The sequence below is a fragment of the Rothia sp. ND6WE1A genome, assembly GCF_001683935.1.
In the GTDB taxonomy this organism is placed as follows: Bacteria; Actinomycetota; Actinomycetes; order Actinomycetales; family Micrococcaceae; genus Rothia; species Rothia amarae.
Map to the genome: position 1 here is coordinate 33,206 of NZ_LXTU01000012.1, position 18,860 is coordinate 52,065.

Sequence of the window (18,860 nt, forward strand, 5' to 3'; positions counted from 1 at the left end):
GCGTGCTTGATAAACCTGTGTGATTAGGAGAAACGAATGTACGATGCTGCAGTACAAAACCTCATTGATGAGCTAGGGCGTTTGCCCGGGGTGGGGCCGAAATCTGCGCAGCGTATCGCTTTCTACATTCTGAATGCAGATAGCTCGGAGATGGAGAAACTTACCTCAGCTATCAGCACGGTCAAACGCACGGTGAGCTTCTGCGAGGTGTGCGGTAACGTTTCGGAGACTAAGCTCTGCTCGATTTGCCGCGACGAGCGTCGGGATCCTTCGGCTATTTGTGTGGTGGAGGAATCTAAGGACGTCGTAGCGGTGGAGCGCACCCGCTCATTTTCCGGTCGCTACCATGTGCTGGGTGGGGCGATTAATCCTTTAGCTGGTTTTGGTCCTGAGCAGTTGCGCATCCGCGAGCTGGTGGCGCGACTCTCTGATGAGCGTATCCAAGAAATTATTTTGGCGATGGACCCGAACCTCGAAGGTGAGGCTACTGCCACTTATCTTTCGCGGCTACTGGTGCCTTTGGGTATTCGAGTCTCGCGCCTTGCCTCCGGTCTACCTGTCGGCGGCGATTTGGAATACGCCGACGAAATCACCCTCGGACGTGCGCTGGAAGGTCGTCGTGTTATCTCCGAGGGCAACCGCACGGTAGAGAACCACGCCGCAGAAAAGTTTGAAGAAGCGGTGGAGGAAGAAGCGAAAGAACGCGCAACCGCCGCAGCTAAGCAAGCGACGGTACAAGAACCCACCAAACGCTGGTCTGGATCAATGTTTGATGACCTCGAAGATACAGAGACCGCCCTCGGTCCCGACGTCGTCGCGCCTACTAAGTTGGTGCTCGAAAGTGAAACCGAACAGGGCAACTTGGTAGAGCAGGGCACGCTAAATGAGCCTTTACTGGAACAAGAGCTTGACAAGCAGAGCGCAGAGAATCCGCAGTCTCATGAGCAAACTGGGGAACCAAAAATTCCTGGCGACCTCTCGGCTGAAGAGTCTGAGGCAGAGAAAACTTACTCCGCTGAGCATCGGGAGGTAGCGCCGTCGGATGCCGATGCCAAGCGCCGCGCGTCCTACGAAGAAAAACTTGAGGAGCTCAAGAAGACGCCTCTACGTACACCTAAGCCGAACGTTCCGCCTATTCCAGGAGCAACGTACGTCAACCCCTGGGGTTAGAACGAGCCAGACCCTACTATGTGACGAGGAGAATCATGAAACACCATCTGTTATCCGAAGCACCCATCCACGGCATTTCACCGCTAGCGGCAGTGGAGCGCGGTCTACGTAAGACTTTCCGGTACTCGGGGCGTGCATCAAAAAGTGAGTATTGGTGGGCCGCAACTGCCTATTTTGTTGCGACTGTTCCGTTTGTTGTGCGCGATGTTTATGCTCAGCGTCATAAGCAGGTAGCCGAAAAAGCTCGCCAGGAGAATGCAGCCGATGAGGAGCTTGCAGAAATCTTTGGCACTGAAGAAATGCAGCTAGATTACGCGGCCGTGGATTCGTCTACAGGTTATAAGCCCTCGCCGCTGACTTGGGTTGTGGGAGGTCTTTTCACCGTTCCGCTGGTGAGCCTGAAGGTTCGTCGTCTGCACGATTCCAACATCAGCGGCAAGTGGCTACCGCTCATTGATTTTTTCCCGGCGAGCGCCTACTTCTACTCACGCAATTCACGAGTTGCAGGCGCCCGCTTCGATAAAAGCCGCTAGTGCTCACCGTTATGAGGGTTGTTTACTCTACCACTGGTCGGGGAAAGTCATCGCGATGGCAATGAGCTGGCGCAGTACGTTGAGGTCGATGTCTTCGAGCTTGTTCACGTAAACACAGCCCATACCTTCGGTGTATTTGCCCAACTGCGGCAGCAGTTCTTTGCCTTCGGGGAGGTCTTTGAGCCCGTACAGCGAGATTTTTGCTTTGCGCGGGGAGAATGCCGTCTTGGGCCAGATGCCTTTGGTGCGCTTATTCGCCGGGGACATGTAGTTGAACTGGCTGAAGCCCACCATCGAGGGGCCCACATCACGGCCTTCTCGCCGGAGGCTTCGGTGAAAATTTTGAGTAGCTCATGGCCTTCGCGCACACGACGCGCAGTCGCGGCGGCGTCCAGAAATTCTTCAACGGGTTGGTCAGTGGGCAGAGTTTTTTGGGTAAGTTTTTCACTCATGCCGCCAGTCTAAACGATGGTGCGCTTTCACAAGATGGACCCCGTCTTACCTACCAAATAATCGGGGAGCCAGTGATTCTCCCAGGCAGGTGCTTCGGGGTGCAGAATGGTTCCCTCCCGCGATTCCAGCTCAGTCGTTAGCCAATAATCCCCTTGAGCGTTCCGTTCAAGGTAACCGTACTCGACCATTTCACGGCGCAGATAGGCAAAGTCGCTCCATAAAGCGCCCAAAATCTGATTCACTTCTTTTTCACGATAAATACGACCGGGCACAAAGAAATTCACCAAGAAAAGCAAAACGTGAGCACGAGGTTTCCGTTTCGACGGCCACGCAGAGAACTTTTCACCCGTGAAAAATCGAGAGACCACCAACCGATGCTCGGCGAGTGCCTCCTCGCGTTGAGCCAGAATTTCCGCCGCTCGCTCTTCCAAGAGAGCGGCGCGCGCGGACGTAAAGTTTTGCCCTGTCTCTTCCATACGGGCACGAACGAGAGCTTTAAAGTTGGGGCGGGAAGTCACGTTGCATCGACTTTCTGTATCCCTAGCCTACGATTCCAGTCGGAAAACGATCATATATACCCGAGAAGTCAGTTCCCTTCGCGCCAAGTTACCGGGTGCTAGGGCGCCGGTAGTTGCGCTGGGCGGTGGGTGCGCCATCGTCGTCTATATTAACCGCAGTGTGGACGCCGCCGCAAGAGCTCGACGCGCGGGCAGGCAGCCGCACGACGCCTCCGGGTCACTAAATCCGTAAAAATGCACTTATTTGAATGCACTTTCGCTGATTTAGTGACCCGAACCCAGTTATCACAGCCCTAACCCCTCTAACCGCAACTTTAGCTGCCGAGAATTTCTCGTAATATCGCCCCAATCCGCACGAATCACGGTCCACCCCAGTTTCTCCAAATCCCGCTGACGGGCGCGCTCGTTGCGAATTACGTCCCCGGGGTTTCCCAAGTCACCGCTGTATTTATGTTGCCCATCTACCTCCAAAATTAGCTTCTTTTTCCGCCACAGAAAGTCCACGCGGTAGGTCTTCCCACCGGCAAATACAAATTCCCCCTGTTGCTCCGGCAGTTCCATTCCCCACTCATGCAAGAGGTTCCATGTGAGACTTTCTAATGGCGATTCGCACAATAAAGACAACCTGGAAGCAACTTTCACCGCTCGTTCTTGATGAACACGTCGAGGTTGCAAAAGTACCTCGGCTATCTCATCCGGCGTACATTTACGCTGGTGCAAAAAGTAATTTGCTATAGCAAGCACGCCACCGCTCGACGTCGTCTCTACGCAATCGCTCACGGTGTGCGCCGCGGCGGTCGTCATGAATCCATCAATCGGAGTTGCACTGTCGCATTGTTCAAAACGATTTCTATGTAATCGCAGGCCCGGGCGCGACCGCCCCGATAGCCCCGGTGTAGACACATGCAGTACCGACGGCGTCAGTAATAGTGGTGCACCGTGCCAAAGGGCTGCGGATTCATGGCTCAAAATGGGGCGACGCAGCTGCTTGGCTCGCACGACAAGACGAGCTTTAGGCTGGTCAAAGCGAGTGAGCTGACGGTCGAAACTGCTCAGCATGTAAATACCGTGAGCCATTTTCAGAAGCTCGCCATCGCGCATACCATTTTGGATCTGCTGGAAAGTGAATCCCCGGTCGATGAGCTCGGAAAGGGTGAGGATGTTGTTCATAAAATCTTGATTCATTCTTATAGTTTGATGATATTTAATAGCGTTTAGTGGTTTTTTATAAATCTGTGGATAACTTCTTCGCCTCCGCCGGGTCACTAAATCCGTAAAAATGCACTTATTTGAATGCACTTTCGCTGATTTAGTGACCCGAACCCAGGAACGCACCCGTTACATCACCCTCTCAACAATCCGTAATACGCGTAGCATTTCCACTAAGTGACACATGAATCGCCCCCGGTTACCCGGTTCACGTACTATGAATCCAGCCGGCAATACCGGCACACCTCGATTTTTACTGGAGTTTTCGATGAGCCTGATTGTCCAAAAGTTCGGCGGGTCTTCCGTTTCTGATGCAGACGGCATCAAGCGGGTGGCTCGTCGCGTAGCGGACACATATAGGGCGGGCAACCAGGTTGTTGTAGTGGTCTCTGCAATGGGCGATACCACCGATGACCTGCTCGATCTCGCTGCTGAAGTCAGTTCCAACCCGGGTGCCTCCCGCGAATTGGACATGTTGTTGACCGCTGGTGAGCGCATCTCGATGGCGGCTCTTGCTATGGCAGTCAACGATTTAGGGGTGCAAGCAAAGTCTTTCACTGGCTCCCAAGCAGGCATGATTACCGACGGCATCCACGGTTCAGCGCGTTTGGTTGAAGTGAATCCCGATCGCATTCAGAGAGCGATTGATGAAGGTGATATCGCCGTCATCGCGGGCTTCCAAGGCATGAACCGGCAGACCGGGGACATCACTACCTTGGGTCGCGGCGGTTCTGATACCACCGCCGTCGCGCTTGCTGCCGCCTTGGGTGCGGACGTCTGCGAGATTTATTCGGACGTCGACGGCGTCTTCAGCGCCGACCCGCGCGTGGTCGCTTCAGCCAAGAAACTTGATGTGATTACCAGTGAAGAGATGCTGGAAATGGCTGCCAACGGTTCGAAGATTTTGCATCTGCGTAGCGTGGAGTATGCGCGCCGTTTCAATTTGAAACTTCACGTGCGTTCTTCGTTCTCGCAGCTTGAAGGCACTATCGTTATTCCTGATACCCCCGATGATTTTGTGCCCAATAACTTGAAGGAGATCCCTTTGGAACAGCCCCTTATTTCTGGTGTGGCTCATGACCGTAGCCAGGCGAAGGTTACTTTGATTGGTGTTCAGGACGTTCCGGGTTCTGCCGCTAAGGTGTTTGGTCTGCTCAATGAGGCGGATATTAACCTGGACATGATTGTTCAGAACGTTTCTACTGACCGCCCGGATGTCACCGATATTACGTTCACTCTTCCGCAGGATCAGGGTGATAAGGCGGTTGCTACGTTGTCATTGGCTAAGGACGATATTGGTTTCGCTGAGATTCAGTACACCGATGAGGTGGGTAAGCTTTCCCTCGTTGGCGCCGGCATGAAGGCTAATCCCGGTGTTTCGTTCAAATTCTTTGAGGCTCTCTCTAGCGCGGGAATCAACATTCAGATGATTTCTACCTCGGAGATTCGTATTTCGGTTATCACCGAGTTGGAGAAGCTGGACGACGCCGTGCGCGCCGTTCACACCGCTTTCGATTTGGATACCGAAGGTGAGGCAACCGTTTACGGCGGTACCGGTCGATAAAAAGTTTTCGTTCCCTCCTAGAGCGATTATAGAAAGTGCGCGATTTCTCACGGGGAATCGCGCACTTTTGCGTTCGGGGTGTCCGTAGGATGGTTGGCATGCATATTTCTCAGGACTCTTTGGCAGCTCCCCTGCGCCCGCTGGAGCGCGAGCAGTGGGAGCCGACGGCGCGTACCCACGAGCGGCGTGCCGGTCGGTTTGCAGATCCTTTTCTGGATAGGCGCAATCGCGGTCAAAAGCATCCTGTTGAGGACTTCCTGTTCACTTATTACACGCTGAAGCCGGGTCAGTTTAAGAAGTGGCATCCGGGGACGGGAGTGATTCTTTTAGACGCCCCCGAGTATGCTGCGCAGAAGTTTTACCGCCCCGCCACTGCCGTTGAACTTGAAGCAGCAGGGGTGGACGCCGCCCGCGCGTCGTCGTTAGAGAAGAGCGGGGAAGCGATGTTGGTAGATGTCGAAGCTTTCTTGGAAAAACGTGGCTCTGCCGTGGAGTTCACTCGTGAAATCCTCGGCAATACTGCCGCGAAGCCGGGGTTCTTTGGGTGTTTTGGTATGCATGAATGGGCGATGGCGTATAAGTCTGAGGAGAACAATATCCGCCACGAGTACCTGCAGTTGCGCTTGGGTTCTGAGGGTACGAATCAGGTGGTAGAAAATAACCGAATTCGTTGTTCGCACTTTGATGCTTTCCGCTTTTTTATGCCCCAGGCAATCGATAAGAACGAGCTTCAGCCCACCCGCGAGCAGCAGCGTTTTATGGAGCAGCCCGCTTGTTTGCACGCGAATATGGACGTTTATAAATGGGCGTATAAGCTTCTGCCGCTGGTTGATTCTGAGTTGCTCATGGACTGTTTTGAACTTGCCTGGGAGATTCGCGAACTCGATATGAAGGCAGCTCCTTACGAGTTGCGCGATTGGGGTTATGAACCGATTGAGGTGGAAACCCCTGCAGGCAAAGCAGAGTATGTGAAAATTCAGCGTGGTTTTTCCGAGCGGTCGGTTCAGTTGCGTCGTCGCTTAGTGAAGGTGCTCGACGATGCCCGGACGGCGTCGGGGGCCGAGCAGGTTCGCGCCTAGTAGACGTGTACGCGCGTCTTTCGGTCCTTGCGTTCCCTGCGTTTTTTGAGAACCCAGAAGATAGCCAAGACGACTAGCATAAGGAATCCCGCCACTAGCACCGGTAAGAAGATAGCGGCAACAACTAGCAGGATGGACGCGCCGTCTTCTGCGGTTGAAACTACAGGGGCCGCGAGACCTGCTGAAGCGGTGTTCAGAATAGGTCTCGCTCCCATTTTGAGCAGGTGAATCACTAGCGCAATCACAATACCTAGAACGATTGAAATCCATGCGCCGGAGTGGGCATAGGCGGCAGGGTCCGTGAATGTATCGACTCCCCCAACGTTCACGCCGGCAATCTGAGAAACAGCGGTGGAGCCAAAAACGATTCCGCCCGAGGTGGGGCGCACGATGCTCTGAATCATGTCGTTGAATGAATCAATGGCTGGAATTTTATCTGCGACTATTTCAAGCAAAAGCAAGACGCCGAGAATAGCCAAGACCCAGCCGTTAGAAAGCCACGCGTACCCCGGCCCCAGGTCAACCACCGAGGTAAACCGATCGAGCAAACCAACTGCCAGCAAGGGCACATACGCATTCAAACCGGCGGAGGCCGCCAACCCAGTTCCCGTGAGAAAATCCATGCCTTCATCATAGGTGGGTGCGTGGCAAACTCGATAGAGTGGGTATCAACACGCCCTAAAATCAACCAGGAGTAAAGATGTCTGAGCAAGATTCCATGCCTCTCGCAGAAGTTGCCGAGTACCTGGGAGTTTCTGACTACACGGTGCAGTCTTGGGCTGAGGACGGCGGATTAGAGCGCGCCGAAGGCAACCCTTTCTGGTTTACCCGCGAATCAGTTGAGGCTTTGAAGAAAGACCTGATGGGCCGCAAATTGCAGTCCTTTGATTTGCTCAATAAGTTCAGCGAGCGCCCCGGTGCTGACGGGCAGGGTTAAGCAACATGTCGGGGTGTGTCTGCCTCGGTGAGACCGGTCTAGGTGTGCACTATCAACGTGAGCTAGGATAAGTAACGGCTCACATGTAGTTTCTGCACACCAAGGAGTGCCTGCCAAATGGCCCGTATCGTAGTTGATGTAATGCTCAAGCCCGAAATTCTTGACCCTCAGGGCAAGGCAATCGCAAATGAGCTTCCCAGAATCGGTTTGAATGAGTTCACCGATGTTCGCCAGGGTAAGCGCTTTGAGCTCACCGTAGAGGGCGAAGTAACCGAAGAGTTGCTGGCGCAGGCTCGCACAGCGGCTGAAGAGTTGCTCTCTAACCCTGTGATTGAAGACGTCGTCAACGTTTCAGCGTTGGAGGACTAATCCATGGCAGAATCACTCTCCGCTACTGAAGTTCCCTTGGTGGGTGACTTCTCTCAGACCCCCTCCAACGATTCCCTCAAAGACGTTCGTGTGGGCGTTATTACATTCCCCGGCACCCTGGATGATCGCGACGCTTCTCGTGCGGTCCGCGCGGCCGGTGGCACCGCCGTCGAGCTTTGGCACGACGACGCCGACTTGAAGAACGTTGATGCAGTCATTATCCCCGGTGGTTTCTCCTACGGCGATTACCTGCGCGCTGGTGCTATCGCCGCTAAAGCTGCTGTGATGAGCAAGGTTATCGATGCCGCTCAGTCTGACAACGCCTTGCCCGTGCTGGGCATCTGCAACGGGTTCCAGATTCTGACCGAATCCCACTTGTTGCCCGGTTCCATGATTAAGAACGATCACCGCAAGTTCATTTGCCGCGATCAGATTCTGCGCATTGACAACAATGAGACTCCCTGGACTTCCGAGTTCGAAAAGGGCCAGGAAATCGTGGTACCGCTCAAGAACCAGGACGGCCAGTACGTTGCCGAGCAAAAAGTTCTGGACGCTCTTGAAGCTGAAAACCGCGTCGTCTTCCGCTATGTGGGTTTCAACCCCAACGGTTCACGCAATGACATCGCGGGCATCACCAATGCGCGCGGTAACGTCGTCGGTCTCATGCCCCACCCCGAGCACGCTATCGAAGCTGGCTTTGGCCCCTCGTCCTCTGGCTTTGGCGATGTTGATTTGCGCGGTGGCGCAGACGGTCTAGGTATTTTCACCTCGGCTCTTCACAACATCATCAACGTAAAGTAACAGCCGCTTTTGGCGATTAAAAGGATTGACTAAACACATGAGTGAAAAGCAGTTCAACCTGGATACCGTTGAGCACGCAGCGGCTACACCAGACACCGAACTTCCCTGGGCTGAACTCGGCCTCAAAGAAAATGAGTTCAACGACGTCGTAGAACTGCTAGGACGCCGCCCCACCGCAGCCGAGCTGGCTATGTACTCGGTGATGTGGTCTGAGCACTGCTCCTACAAGTCTTCGAAAATTCATCTCAAGCAGTTTGGCCAGAAAGTCACTGACGAGATGAAGAAAGACCTGATGGTGGGCATGGGCGAGAACGCCGGTGTAACCAACATTGGTAATGGCTGGGCTGTTACCTTCAAGATTGAATCGCACAACCACCCCTCCTACGTTGAGCCTTATCAGGGTGCAGCAACAGGCGTGGGCGGTATTGTTCGTGACATTATTTCGATGGGTGCACGCCCGGTAGCTGTGATGGATCCACTGCGTTTTGGCGCTATCGATCACCCTGATACCGCGCGTGTGGTTCCCGGGGTTGTCTCCGGCGTGGGCGGCTACGGCAACTCGCTGGGTCTGCCCAACATTGGTGGTGAAGTTGAATTCGACGAGTGTTACCAGGCAAATCCGCTAGTCAACGCACTGGCTGTTGGCATTATGCGCCACGAAGACATTCGCTTGGCGAATGCTTCAGGTGTGGGCAACAAGGTGATTTTGTTCGGTGCTCGCACTGGCGGCGACGGCATTGGCGGCGCCTCGGTTCTGGCGTCTGAGTCATTCGATGACACCAAGCCCTCCAAACGCCCTGCTGTTCAGGTGGGCGACCCCTTCGCCGAGAAGGTACTCATTGAGTGCTGCCTCGAACTCTTCAAGGGTTCAGTGGTTGAGGGCATCCAGGATTTGGGTGCAGCGGGTATTTCCTGCGCGACCTCCGAGTTGGCATCCAACGGTGAAGGCGGCATGCATGTTGACCTCACCAAGGTACTGCTACGCGACCCCACCCTGACTCCCGGCGAGATTCTGATGTCAGAATCCCAGGAGCGCATGATGGCGGTTGTTACCCCTGAGAAACTCGCTACCTTCGAAGAAATCATGAAGAAGTGGGATGTCGAATACTCCGTTCTGGGTGAAGTAACCGACACCGGCCGCCTCATTATTGAGTGGGACGGCGAGGTCATCGTTGATGTTGACCCCAAGACTGTAGCTCACGACGGCCCCACCTACGAGCGCCCCTACGCCCGCCCCGAGTGGCAGGACGACGTCCAGGCTAACCACTTCACTGGTTCTGACGCCGACGACGCGCGACCCGAGGGCGCTGAGCTTGCCAAGGCGATTTGCGACTTCATGGCGTCCCCGAACCTCTGCGATAAGTCCTGGGTCACCAACCAGTACGACCGCTACGTTCAGGGCAACACCGCCCTCTCGCAGCCCGATGATTCCGGTGTGATTCGCGTGGATGAAGAAACCGGTGCCGGTGTGGCATTGGCTACTGATGCGTCTCCTCGATACACCTACCTGGATCCCTACGAGGGCGCCCGCGCGTCCTTGGCTGAGGCATACCGCAACGTTTCTACCGTGGGCGCACGCCCCGTAGCTGTTTCTGACTGCCTGAACTTCGGTTCCCCCGAAGATCCCGATGTCATGTGGCAGTTCGTTGAGGCTGTTCGCGGTATCGCAGACGGTTGTATGGAACTGGGCGTTCCCGTCACCGGTGGTAACGTTTCGCTCTACAACCAGACCGGTGGCAAGGCAATCAACCCCACCCCGGTTGTGGCAATGATGGGCGTGATGGACGACGTCACCCGCCGCACCCCCTCAGGTTGGCAGAAGACCCACGACGGCCAGGCAATCTACCTGCTCGGCACCACCGCCGACGAATTGGACGGCTCCGAATGGGCACGGTTCAAGGGTCACCTGGGCGGTTTACCTCCTAAGGTTGATCTGGCAGTTGAGAAGGAACTGGGCGACATTTTGGTCAATCTGTCTCGCGACGGCATGATCGATTCAGCTCACGACGTTTCCTCCGGTGGCCTCATCGCTGCTCTTTCTGAGGCTTGCTTGCGCTTCAACGTGGGCGCACGCATTGGCTTGGGCGAGGTTGCGGAGCGCGACGGCGTCGACACCTTCACCCTGCTCTTCTCAGAGTCGATGGGTCGTGTGGTCGTTTCTGTTCCTCGCTCCGAAGAGGTTCGTTTCAAGGATATGTGCACCGCCCGTAACTTCCCCTTCGCCCGCATCGGTGTTGTGGACGCGGAGTCCGGCGAGTTGGCTATTCAGGGCGAGACCACCGTGAAGCTCGACGAGCTACGCGCCGCTTGGTCTGCCACTATGCCGGATCGTTTCGGTGAGGTAGCGCAGGGTTAGTTGCTCAGAACTAACTGCTAGCGAAAGTGGCGTTCTGAGGTGTATTTTTACACCTCAGAACGCCACTTTGGCTGTGTTTTAGGTTTTAGCTTTCAGGCACAGCGTGCCCGCAGAACCGCCGCCGTCGTTTAGCGGTACTGGTTGAAAGCAAGCCACTGCTTGCGCTCACGCATCTTACGGAAGAACTCGTTGGAGGGGCGCAGGAACATGTAGACAATCGCACCGACGCACAGCAGTCCGCTGATGGTCGAAAGGGCGGCAATACCCATCGGAACGTCCAACAATGCTGCCAGGGGAAGACTTAATATACCGAAGGCTCCAAACACCATCAGAATGGTGAGCACAATGCGCGCCCAGTTAGCGCCGCGCAACATGAAGACGGTGAACATGATGGTTAGTGCGTATTGAATGACAGCCCAAATCGCACCTGCCCACATGATCATGCGAGTGAAGCTCTCCATATCTTCGCTGCTCAGGCCCGAACCGCTGAGATCTTCTTCGGTAATCCCAGCCTGCTGCATGAGAGCATCCGGGTTCGAGAGTTGCAAAATGGTAGCAATAATCCCCAGCAGAATCGTGCCGTAGATAAAGTAGCTAGCAATCTTCAAGGTCTTAGGAGTGGCAGGTTTCTCGGGCTCTGCACCGTTGCTGTAACCCATTGCTCCTGCGTAGGACGGCGGCTGGTTAGGCACCGGGGAGCCGTTAGAGTTCTGGGTTCCGTTAGGCTGCCCGTAATTGCCCTGCTGGTAATTTCCCTGCTGCCCGTAGTTGCCGGCGTATGAGGACTGCGCGCCGGGGTTCTGAAATCCGGGGTTCTGCGCACCTGAGTTGTGCGGTGCTGAGGCATGGGAGCCTGCGTTGGTACCGTTTAGGTTGCCGTAGTTATTGTTATCAGAGCTGGGGATTTGCCCGTAATCGTTCTGGTCGCTCATGTCACTCCTTAGGACGTTCGATGCGTGGTTCTTTGGCCCTCGCGATTTTATGGGGACAAGTTTAATCCTATCGAAGTTCCCTTCGACTTAGCCCTCGAAAATTCCACGTGACCGATCTTTACGCACGGTTTCTGCAGCAAAGATGCGACCGCTCATCGAGATGTAAACGCCCGGTTCCAAAAGGTTGAGGGCGGCGACGGCGGCACCGACGTTGAAGTCGGCGTCCGAGGTTCGCATGATAGCTGGCTGGATGGACCCGCAGAGAACTACAACCTTTTCGCTCAGGTCCGCATTTTCTAGCAGATAGCGGGCAGTCTCTGGCATGGTGTCTGTGCCGTGGGTAATGAGCACCCGGTCGCCGTCGACTTTGTTTAGGGCTTCGGTGAGGACAGCGCGGTCGGCGTCGGTCATGTCTAAGGAGTCGAGTTTAAGGATGGACTGTACGTCGAATTCAACGTCGGTGATAACTCGCGAGAGAATCTCCCGAATCCAGGGCTCACCAATCACCATTTCGGAGTCGAGGTTGTACTCTTTGTCGATGGTTCCACCGGTAGCGAGCACGGTGATGTGGGTGGCGTTGCGAATTGTCATGGTCGTCCTTTATACAGAGGGCTGGCAGGAAAAGTTGTAGATTTATCGTACAGCTGCATGGTCGCTCCCCCTAGTCGGTAAGTTTTTGCGCCAGAAGACTTCCCGCTTTTTCGATGCGGGTACTAATTTTTTGGGCTTGTTTTTCTGAGCCGTTGAGTTCTTCGGCGGTGGCGAAGAGGCGGGAGGGTACGACGTCGGCGTCGAGGTATCCGAACAGCGGTAGTAGAGCGTGGTCCAGTACCAACGAATGACGCCCTGTTCCTCCTACTGCGGCGAGAAGTACCGGGGTGCCTTCAATGTCGCCGTCTTCGGTGATATCCCAAAAGAGTTTGAAGAGCCCCGAATAGCTGGCTTTAAAGACCGGTGTGATGGCAATCAGCGCATCTGCCGAGCGTACTGCCTCCAGCAGAGCTGCGAGTTCGTCGCCTGGAAAGCCATCGGAAAGATAGTCTGCGATGTCGTAGGTGAAGTTCCCCAGGTGAAAGGTTTGGTGGGTGATTTCGATTCCGGATTGTTGGGCGGCGGTGAGGGTGCAGTCGCGCAGGCGCTCCCCCATCATTGCCGAGGTCGAGTGGCGGGATCCGCCGCCGGTGATTACCACTAGTTTTTTCGCCATGGTTCAACTCTAACCGGTGGGGCTTTCTTGCACCTCAACGAGTGAGAGGACTAGAGAATGAGCATCATCCAGGGAAGTCCGACTACTGCCCACACCAGTAGATTCACTACCGAGGCGATGAAGCCCACGCGGAACCATTCGCCGGTGGTCACGTATCCCGAACCGTAGATAACCCCTGCGGGGCCCGATGCGTAGTGGGTCAAACCGCCAATGAGGTTGCCGGCAAAACCGAGGATGAGCGCGGCGAGCATAGCGGGGGCGCCTGCGGCAACAGCAGTGCCCAAGAACACCGAGTACATTGCCACAATTTGCGCGGTGTTGGATGCGAAGAAGTAGTGAACGTAGAAGTAGACCAGCACCAGAATCAGCAGGGCGATAGGCCAGGAGAACCCGCCTACTGCTTTCGCTGCGCTGTCGCCAATCCAGCTAATAACGCCCAGATCGTTGAGATGCGTTGCCATGCCCACCAGCACCGAGAAGAAAATCAGGGTTGACCACGCGCCAGCGTTGGCTGCCATATCTTTCCAGGTGAGCACCTTGAACACCAACAAGACGGCGATGCCCAAGAACGCCGCCGAGGTTGCGTCCACCCCAATAGTTGATCCAAGCACCCAGAGCGCCAGCAACAGAATGAAGGTTGCTAACATGACCCATTCGCCACGGCTCATGGGGCCCATTTCTTTAAGCTGAGCGCTGGCTTGGGCAGGAGCGTCGGGCGTTTTTTTGAGGGTGGGTGGGTAGATTTTGCTCATTGCCCAGGGCATCACAACCAGTGCGGCAAGACCGGGTACGAGCGCGGCAAGTGCCCAGCCGCCCCAGGTGATATGCGCGCCATTTTCAGCAGCGAATTTGACGGCAAGCGGGTTGCCCGCCATTGCGGTCACGAACATGGCTGAGGTGATGGTATTGACCTGCACCGACGTCAAGGAAAGGTACGATCCGAGCCGTTTGCGTGATTCGTCGCTGGTGGGTTCTGACCCATTCACCGTTGCCAGAGATTTTATGATGGGGTAAACCACGCCACCTGCGCGGGCGGTGTTGGACGGCGTTGCCGGTGCCAGAATGAGGTCGGTTATCGCCATGCCGTAGGAAAGCCCAAGCGAAGATTTACCCAGGATGCGCACGAACATCAGAGCAATGCGCTTACCTAGTCCGGTGAGAAGAAAACCGTCTGCAATAAAGAACGCGGCAACAATCAGCCAAATCGTGGAGTTACCAAACCCCTGGAGCGCTTCTTCCTTGGCAGTCATAGTGCCGGTAATCATTGCCACTGCCAGCCCAATGATTGCTACCGATGCTGTGGGGAGTGGCTGCAGAATCAGACCGAGGATGGTCCCCACAAAGATAGCCGCCATGTGCATACCGCGTGGATCCACACCTTCCGGTGGCGGAATGAAGTAGAGGGCTAGAGTCACGATGACGATGGCGGCAATTTTACCTGCCATTGCAGATCGTGGGTGGTGGCGGGGCGTGAGATCCTTTGCGGGGATCATCAGGCGGGGGCTCATTGCTGGCTTCTCTCGCTACAGAGTGAGGGCGGACGAGCAGAGCTGCGTCCTTCTTTTCACCTCCTATTATTCCACCGTGACGAGGTACTCCCCCAGCGCATTAGCCGTTCTTTTCCTCTCGGGCGCGTGGTGGCGCAGAAAGCCAATGGTTTATGAAACAACATGACGTTTAGGTCAGTTTCACTTTTTACCCTGCCCTACATTGAGGTGCGCAAAAGGGTCAACTTTCCCGGGAAAAGTTGACCCTTTTGTGCACCTCAACGATAGAGAGAGGAGTTGTTACTTAGTCCAACCGCGCTTGAGCCAGGTGTTGGGTGCCTGGTTGACGTCGCCAAAGAGGGCTGCGCCGAAGTTTGCCAGCTCGTTCTTAGCCATGAAAATTTCGGGACCGTTGAAAAGAGTACCCATCATGGCAAATTCTTCCATGTGCTTCTTTTCAATCTCGTTGCACTTCTTGTTGCGCTCTTTGTCGTCCTGAATCTTTCCGGCTTCTTCGATGAGCTTGTCGATCTCTTTGGAACCCTGACCCTTGTTATTTGCTGAGTGGTAGTACTGCTTAGCCACAGTTGTAGCGTCGGGACCAACGGTGTAACCGGAGAAGGTGAGGTCGAAGTCCTTGTTGCCGACGACGGTGCCAAAGTTTGCATCGGGTTGGTTGTCGATGACGCATTCGATACCGGCAGTCTTCATCTGCTGCACTAAGGTCTGGGCAAGGGCTGAATCCACGGGATCATCACCGAAGGTGGTGACGGTGAACTTGGCGTTCTTGCCGTCCTTCTTATAGAAATCGCCATCCTTCTTGTAGCCAGCTTCTTCAAGAATCTTGCCGGCTTCCCAGTCCTTGGTTGCTTCAGCAAAGTTGTCTTGGTAGTACTCGGAGAACGGCATGAGCATCATGGAACCGGGCATTTGCTCGGTCCAGTTGAGGCCGTTGAACTTTACCTTTGCCATGGCGTCGCGGTCTACCGCTGCAAAAATTGCCTTACGCATTTCAACGGGTAGGCGGAAGGAGCTCATGTTCAGACCACCGGCAAACAGGCGCTGCCCACGGCGGATTTCTGCGCCCTGGGTTCCTTCAATATCCTTGTAGGCGGTGAGGGTGCGAGCCTCAACGGCGTCCAACTCACCATTCTTGAAGGACGCGCGCTGAGCGGCGGTCTCCATCTGACGGTAGGTGACGTGCTCTAGGAGGGGCTTTTCGCCCCACCACTTGTCGTTGGGAACCATGGCGAGAACTTTTTCGGAGGAGTTCCAGCTATCTACTTTGAAGGGGCCAGCCTGCCATTCGGGGTGCAGCTTATCGACGAATCCGTTATTGAAGGTCTCTTTGTTGTTGACCTCGGGGTGGAAGACGCCAAAGCCGTAACCGAAGACGTCGGAAATCGGATAGTAAGGCTCTTTCATGGTCACCTTGACGGCAAAAGCGTCGCCGTCTTCTTCGATGGATTCGATGAGCGAGTGGGGGCCAGAATCGACCAGGTTGAATCCGTTATCGAGACCCTTACCCAAGATCTCGGCAGTTGCTTGGAGAGCTTTAATATCGATGGGGGTGCCGTCGTTGAACTTCGCTTTGGAGTTCAGTTTGATGCGTAGAGTTTGGACGCCGCCGCTGACTTCTTCCTGGAAGGATTCGCAGAAGTTGGGGTTGGGTGAGGCTTTACCTTCGAAATCGGTCTGCCATAGACCGGATACGTTGATGGGTGAGACGGCAGAGAGAGCTAGAGCGTTGTCGTGGGTGTTGCCGTTTTGGTTAGCGACGTTGAAGTCGGGTCCCAGCGATTTGAGAGCAAAGCGGAATTCGCCGCCTTCTTTAAGGTCTGCTCGTTCCTTGGGATTGACCGAGATGAGCTTAGCGATGTCTTCGCCCACTCCCAGGGCTGATGCCGATGCGGCGCTAGAAGTGTTGCCGCTGTTGCCGCCACCGCAAGCAGCAAGTAGACCGACGGAGCCGATAGCGGTCCCGGCAAGAAGGGTACGACGGTTGAAGATGAAATTTTTCATAAAGGTGTCTTTCGAATGGCTAGAGCAATGTGCGTGGGATATTGTTCAACTGATACTTACCTTTGTGGTGCAAGTCTCAATAATATTGAACTTTATCTAACACTAAAATTGTGCTCCGTGCAACATTAGGAGAATATTTGAGAAAACCCGCCCATCCTTTTGTCGAAATGCACAAAATAAAGGGCTCCCGCCTCATAGAGACGGGAGCCCTTCACTTATCTAGACTCGATTGTTAGAGCCTCAACAGTTCACATCAAAGACTATTCTTTGATCCAACCGATGTTCGACCACTGACGAGGGTTCAAGCGAGGCGAACCGAACAGCGCAGCACCGTAGTTTGCAAGCTTCTTATCTGCAAAGTAAATCTCAGGACCATTGAAAAGAGTGCCCATAATGGCAAATTCTTCCATGTGCTTCTTTTCAATCTCGTTGCATTTCTTATTACGCTCTTTATCGTCCTGAATCTGACCCATTTCTTCAATGAGCTTGTCGATTTCCTTAGAGCCCTTGCCATCATTATTAGCGGAGAGGTAGTACTGGCGAGCAGCAACGGTTGCATCGGCACCTACAGAGTAACCCGAGAAAGTCAGATCAAATTCTTTATTTCCCATAACTTTGCCAAAATTCGCATCTGGCTGGTTGTCAATGGTGCATTCAATACCGGCAGTCTTCATCTGCTGAACGATAGTTTGTGCCAAAGCATTTTCCGAAGGATCATCACCGAAGATAGTTACAGCAAACTTAGCGTTCACACCGTTCTTCTTATAGAAGTCACCGTCCTTCTTGTAACCAGCTTCTTCCAGAATCTTGCCGGCATCCCAATCCTTGGTTGCCTCACCGAAGTTATCTTTGTAGTCGGCAGAGAAGGGCATAAGCATCATTGAACCGGGCATGGTTTCGGTCCAGTTCAAGCCGTTGAAGCGAATTTTTGCCATAGCATCGCGATCAACTGCGGCGAAGATTGCCTTACGGATTTCGACAGGCAGACGGAAGGAGCTCATGTTCAGACCACCGGCGAAGAGGCGTTGACCGCGGCGCACCTCAGCACCGTCCTTACCCTCGGCATCCTTGTAAGCCGTTAGGGTATTCGCTTCAACCGCATCAATTTCACCATTCTTAAATGCAGCACGTTGAGCAGATGCTTCCATCTGACGGAAAGTAATACGTTCAAGAAGTGGCTTCTCACCCCACCACTTGTCATTGCGGACGAGCGTGGCAACCTTTTCTGCGGAGTTCCAGCTATCGAGCTTGAAGGGACCAGCCTGCCATTCGTTGTGAATCTTGTCTACGAAGCCGTCATTGAAGATTTTCTTATCGGTCATCTCGGGGTGAAAGACGCCAGAGCTAAAAATATCTTCAATGGGATAGTAAGGCTGTTTCATGGTGACTTTAGCGGTAAATGCGTCGCCATTTTCTTCCACTGAGTCGATGTAGGCGTGGGGGCCAGCATCGACAATATTAAGACCTTTATCTAGACCATCGCGCAAGATCTCAACGGTTGCCTGAAGTGCTTTGATATCGATAGCGGTACCATCATTGAACTTGGCTTTGGGGTTGAGCTTGATGTTGAGAATCTGAGTGCCGCCAGAGAGTTCTTCCTGGAATGACTCACAGAAATCGGGGTTAGGAGAACCCTTACCTTCAAAATCGTTTTGCCATAGACCCATAATAGTAATGGGTGAAAGTGCAGAAACCATAAAGTTGTTATGGCGAGTATTACCGTTCTGCGAGGCAGTGTTAAAGTCCGGTCCAAGCTGAGTGAGAGCAAGTTTCAGCTCGCCGCCTTCTTTCAGCTCATCGCGCTTTTTGGGATTGATGGAGATGAGCTTGGCAATATCTTCGCCCACGCCTAGCGCAGAGGCTGATTCTGCACTGGTGGTGTTGCCCCCATTACCCCTACCACAAGCAGCGAGAAGACCAACGGAACCAACGGCGGTTCCAGCAAGAAGTGTGCGGCGGTTGAAGATGAAATTTTTCACGGGTTTCCTGTCCCCTTATGAACGGCGCCAAGCGCATACGGTGTAGATGTGCGAGATAGGAGGTGAAGCATTGTTGAACAATGTGATATAGACCTCTTAATCTTTAGTCTTATCAAACTAAAATTCAGTCAATAAGGCAAATCCTTGTCTCATTTACTTCATGAAAAATTAACCTACGTAATGAGGCTTATTCAAAAGTCCTCCCAGCCGCATAAAACACCAACCCCCGAACCACCGCAAACAC

At 54.1% G+C, this 18,860-nt stretch carries 18 protein-coding genes; 8 read left to right on the top strand and 10 right to left on the bottom strand.

Features of this window, described 5'->3' with window-relative positions; genetic code table 11:
- Positions 1 to 36 precede the first annotated feature (36 nt).
- The gene (recR, locus tag A7E48_RS01425; protein ID WP_068168520.1) at positions 37 to 1,170 is read left to right on the top strand and encodes a recombination mediator RecR; all 1,134 of its coding nucleotides are present in this window, start codon (positions 37 to 39) and stop codon (positions 1,168 to 1,170) included.
- A gap of 35 nt (positions 1,171 to 1,205) precedes the next feature.
- The gene (locus A7E48_RS01430; protein ID WP_068168522.1) at positions 1,206 to 1,703 is read left to right on the top strand and encodes a DUF805 domain-containing protein; all 498 of its coding nucleotides are present in this window, start codon (positions 1,206 to 1,208) and stop codon (positions 1,701 to 1,703) included.
- A 27-nt stretch (positions 1,704 to 1,730) separates the two neighbouring features.
- Here A7E48_RS01430 and A7E48_RS01435 read toward each other — a convergent pair whose 3' ends face one another.
- From A7E48_RS01435 to A7E48_RS01445, 3 genes are all read right to left on the bottom strand, one after another.
- On the bottom strand, positions 1,731 to 2,009 hold the full coding sequence (locus A7E48_RS01435) for a DUF1801 domain-containing protein (protein WP_233125934.1): 279 nt from the start codon (positions 2,007 to 2,009) through the stop codon (positions 1,731 to 1,733).
- A 173-nt stretch (positions 2,010 to 2,182) separates the two neighbouring features.
- Entirely contained in the window at positions 2,183 to 2,674 is a 492-nt protein-coding gene (locus A7E48_RS01440; protein WP_068168525.1) for a DUF2087 domain-containing protein, read from the bottom strand.
- Between the two features lie 285 nt (positions 2,675 to 2,959).
- Entirely contained in the window at positions 2,960 to 3,859 is a 900-nt protein-coding gene (locus A7E48_RS01445) for a DUF559 domain-containing protein (protein ID WP_141669332.1), read from the bottom strand.
- Between the two features lie 292 nt (positions 3,860 to 4,151).
- Between A7E48_RS01445 and A7E48_RS01450 the strand changes: the two genes are divergently transcribed.
- Positions 4,152 to 5,447, top strand: coding sequence for an aspartate kinase (locus A7E48_RS01450; RefSeq protein WP_068168530.1), 1,296 nt, complete (start codon positions 4,152 to 4,154; stop codon positions 5,445 to 5,447).
- Positions 5,448 to 5,545: 98 nt separating this feature from the next.
- On the top strand, positions 5,546 to 6,526 hold the full coding sequence (locus tag A7E48_RS01455) for a 3-methyladenine DNA glycosylase (protein ID WP_068168533.1): 981 nt from the start codon (positions 5,546 to 5,548) through the stop codon (positions 6,524 to 6,526).
- On the opposite strand, the gene A7E48_RS01460 is transcribed toward A7E48_RS01455, so the two are convergent.
- The gene (locus A7E48_RS01460; protein WP_068168536.1) at positions 6,523 to 7,149 is read right to left on the bottom strand and encodes a DUF4126 domain-containing protein; all 627 of its coding nucleotides are present in this window, start codon (positions 7,147 to 7,149) and stop codon (positions 6,523 to 6,525) included. The two genes, A7E48_RS01455 and A7E48_RS01460, sit on opposite strands and share 4 nt — an antisense overlap.
- Positions 7,150 to 7,226: 77 nt before the next feature.
- Between A7E48_RS01460 and A7E48_RS01465 the strand changes: the two genes are divergently transcribed.
- The 4 genes from A7E48_RS01465 to purL all read left to right on the top strand — a co-directional run bounded on the left by A7E48_RS01465 (position 7,227) and on the right by purL (position 10,989).
- Complete coding sequence (locus tag A7E48_RS01465) at positions 7,227 to 7,463, top strand: helix-turn-helix domain-containing protein (RefSeq protein ID WP_068168539.1); 237 nt, start codon at positions 7,227 to 7,229, stop codon at positions 7,461 to 7,463.
- A gap of 117 nt (positions 7,464 to 7,580) precedes the next feature.
- Complete coding sequence (purS, locus tag A7E48_RS01470) at positions 7,581 to 7,832, top strand: phosphoribosylformylglycinamidine synthase subunit PurS (protein WP_068168541.1); 252 nt, start codon at positions 7,581 to 7,583, stop codon at positions 7,830 to 7,832.
- 3 nt (positions 7,833 to 7,835) lie between these two features.
- Positions 7,836 to 8,633, top strand: a complete 798-nt coding sequence (gene purQ, locus A7E48_RS01475; protein WP_068168545.1) for a phosphoribosylformylglycinamidine synthase subunit PurQ — start codon at positions 7,836 to 7,838, stop codon at positions 8,631 to 8,633.
- Positions 8,634 to 8,670: 37 nt separating this feature from the next.
- Positions 8,671 to 10,989: a phosphoribosylformylglycinamidine synthase subunit PurL gene (gene purL / locus A7E48_RS01480; protein ID WP_068168547.1), complete on the top strand. Its 2,319-nt coding sequence runs from the start codon at positions 8,671 to 8,673 to the stop codon at positions 10,987 to 10,989.
- A gap of 128 nt (positions 10,990 to 11,117) precedes the next feature.
- On the opposite strand, the gene A7E48_RS01485 is transcribed toward purL, so the two are convergent.
- The 6 genes from A7E48_RS01485 to A7E48_RS01510 form a co-directional block, all read right to left on the bottom strand.
- Complete coding sequence (locus tag A7E48_RS01485) at positions 11,118 to 11,921, bottom strand: hypothetical protein (RefSeq protein WP_068168550.1); 804 nt, start codon at positions 11,919 to 11,921, stop codon at positions 11,118 to 11,120.
- An 87-nt stretch (positions 11,922 to 12,008) separates the two neighbouring features.
- The gene (locus A7E48_RS01490; protein ID WP_068168553.1) at positions 12,009 to 12,512 is read right to left on the bottom strand and encodes an asparaginase domain-containing protein; all 504 of its coding nucleotides are present in this window, start codon (positions 12,510 to 12,512) and stop codon (positions 12,009 to 12,011) included.
- 70 nt (positions 12,513 to 12,582) lie between these two features.
- Positions 12,583 to 13,128: a CE1759 family FMN reductase gene (locus A7E48_RS01495; protein WP_068168556.1), complete on the bottom strand. Its 546-nt coding sequence runs from the start codon at positions 13,126 to 13,128 to the stop codon at positions 12,583 to 12,585.
- Between the two features lie 50 nt (positions 13,129 to 13,178).
- On the bottom strand, positions 13,179 to 14,573 hold the full coding sequence (locus tag A7E48_RS01500; RefSeq protein WP_083147115.1) for an anion permease: 1,395 nt from the start codon (positions 14,571 to 14,573) through the stop codon (positions 13,179 to 13,181).
- A 342-nt stretch (positions 14,574 to 14,915) separates the two neighbouring features.
- The gene (locus tag A7E48_RS01505; protein WP_068168560.1) at positions 14,916 to 16,637 is read right to left on the bottom strand and encodes an ABC transporter family substrate-binding protein; all 1,722 of its coding nucleotides are present in this window, start codon (positions 16,635 to 16,637) and stop codon (positions 14,916 to 14,918) included.
- Positions 16,638 to 16,897: 260 nt separating this feature from the next.
- A complete protein-coding gene (locus tag A7E48_RS01510) occupies positions 16,898 to 18,616 on the bottom strand; it encodes an ABC transporter family substrate-binding protein (RefSeq protein ID WP_083147109.1) in 1,719 nt (572 codons plus the stop codon).
- Between the last annotated feature and the right edge of the window lie 244 nt (positions 18,617 to 18,860).

What these genes read in the sequence shown, in the direction of transcription:
- recR (WP_068168520.1), top strand. Translation starts at nt 37, where the DNA reads ATGTACGATGCTGCAGTACAAAACCTCATTGATGAGCTAGGGCGTTTG.
- A7E48_RS01430 (WP_068168522.1), top strand. Translation starts at nt 1,206, where the DNA reads ATGAAACACCATCTGTTATCCGAAGCACCCATCCACGGCATTTCACCG.
- A7E48_RS01445 (WP_141669332.1), bottom strand. Translation starts at nt 3,859, where the DNA reads ATGAATCAAGATTTTATGAACAACATCCTCACCCTTTCCGAGCTCATC.
- A7E48_RS01450 (WP_068168530.1), top strand. Translation starts at nt 4,152, where the DNA reads ATGAGCCTGATTGTCCAAAAGTTCGGCGGGTCTTCCGTTTCTGATGCA.
- A7E48_RS01455 (WP_068168533.1), top strand. Translation starts at nt 5,546, where the DNA reads ATGCATATTTCTCAGGACTCTTTGGCAGCTCCCCTGCGCCCGCTGGAG.
- A7E48_RS01460 (WP_068168536.1), bottom strand. Translation starts at nt 7,149, where the DNA reads ATGGATTTTCTCACGGGAACTGGGTTGGCGGCCTCCGCCGGTTTGAAT.
- A7E48_RS01465 (WP_068168539.1), top strand. Translation starts at nt 7,227, where the DNA reads ATGTCTGAGCAAGATTCCATGCCTCTCGCAGAAGTTGCCGAGTACCTG.
- purS (WP_068168541.1), top strand. Translation starts at nt 7,581, where the DNA reads ATGGCCCGTATCGTAGTTGATGTAATGCTCAAGCCCGAAATTCTTGAC.
- purQ (WP_068168545.1), top strand. Translation starts at nt 7,836, where the DNA reads ATGGCAGAATCACTCTCCGCTACTGAAGTTCCCTTGGTGGGTGACTTC.
- purL (WP_068168547.1), top strand. Translation starts at nt 8,671, where the DNA reads ATGAGTGAAAAGCAGTTCAACCTGGATACCGTTGAGCACGCAGCGGCT.
- A7E48_RS01485 (WP_068168550.1), bottom strand. Translation starts at nt 11,921, where the DNA reads ATGAGCGACCAGAACGATTACGGGCAAATCCCCAGCTCTGATAACAAT.
- A7E48_RS01490 (WP_068168553.1), bottom strand. Translation starts at nt 12,512, where the DNA reads ATGACAATTCGCAACGCCACCCACATCACCGTGCTCGCTACCGGTGGA.
- A7E48_RS01495 (WP_068168556.1), bottom strand. Translation starts at nt 13,128, where the DNA reads ATGGCGAAAAAACTAGTGGTAATCACCGGCGGCGGATCCCGCCACTCG.
- A7E48_RS01500 (WP_083147115.1), bottom strand. Translation starts at nt 14,573, where the DNA reads ATGGCAGGTAAAATTGCCGCCATCGTCATCGTGACTCTAGCCCTCTAC.
- A7E48_RS01505 (WP_068168560.1), bottom strand. Translation starts at nt 16,637, where the DNA reads ATGAAAAATTTCATCTTCAACCGTCGTACCCTTCTTGCCGGGACCGCT.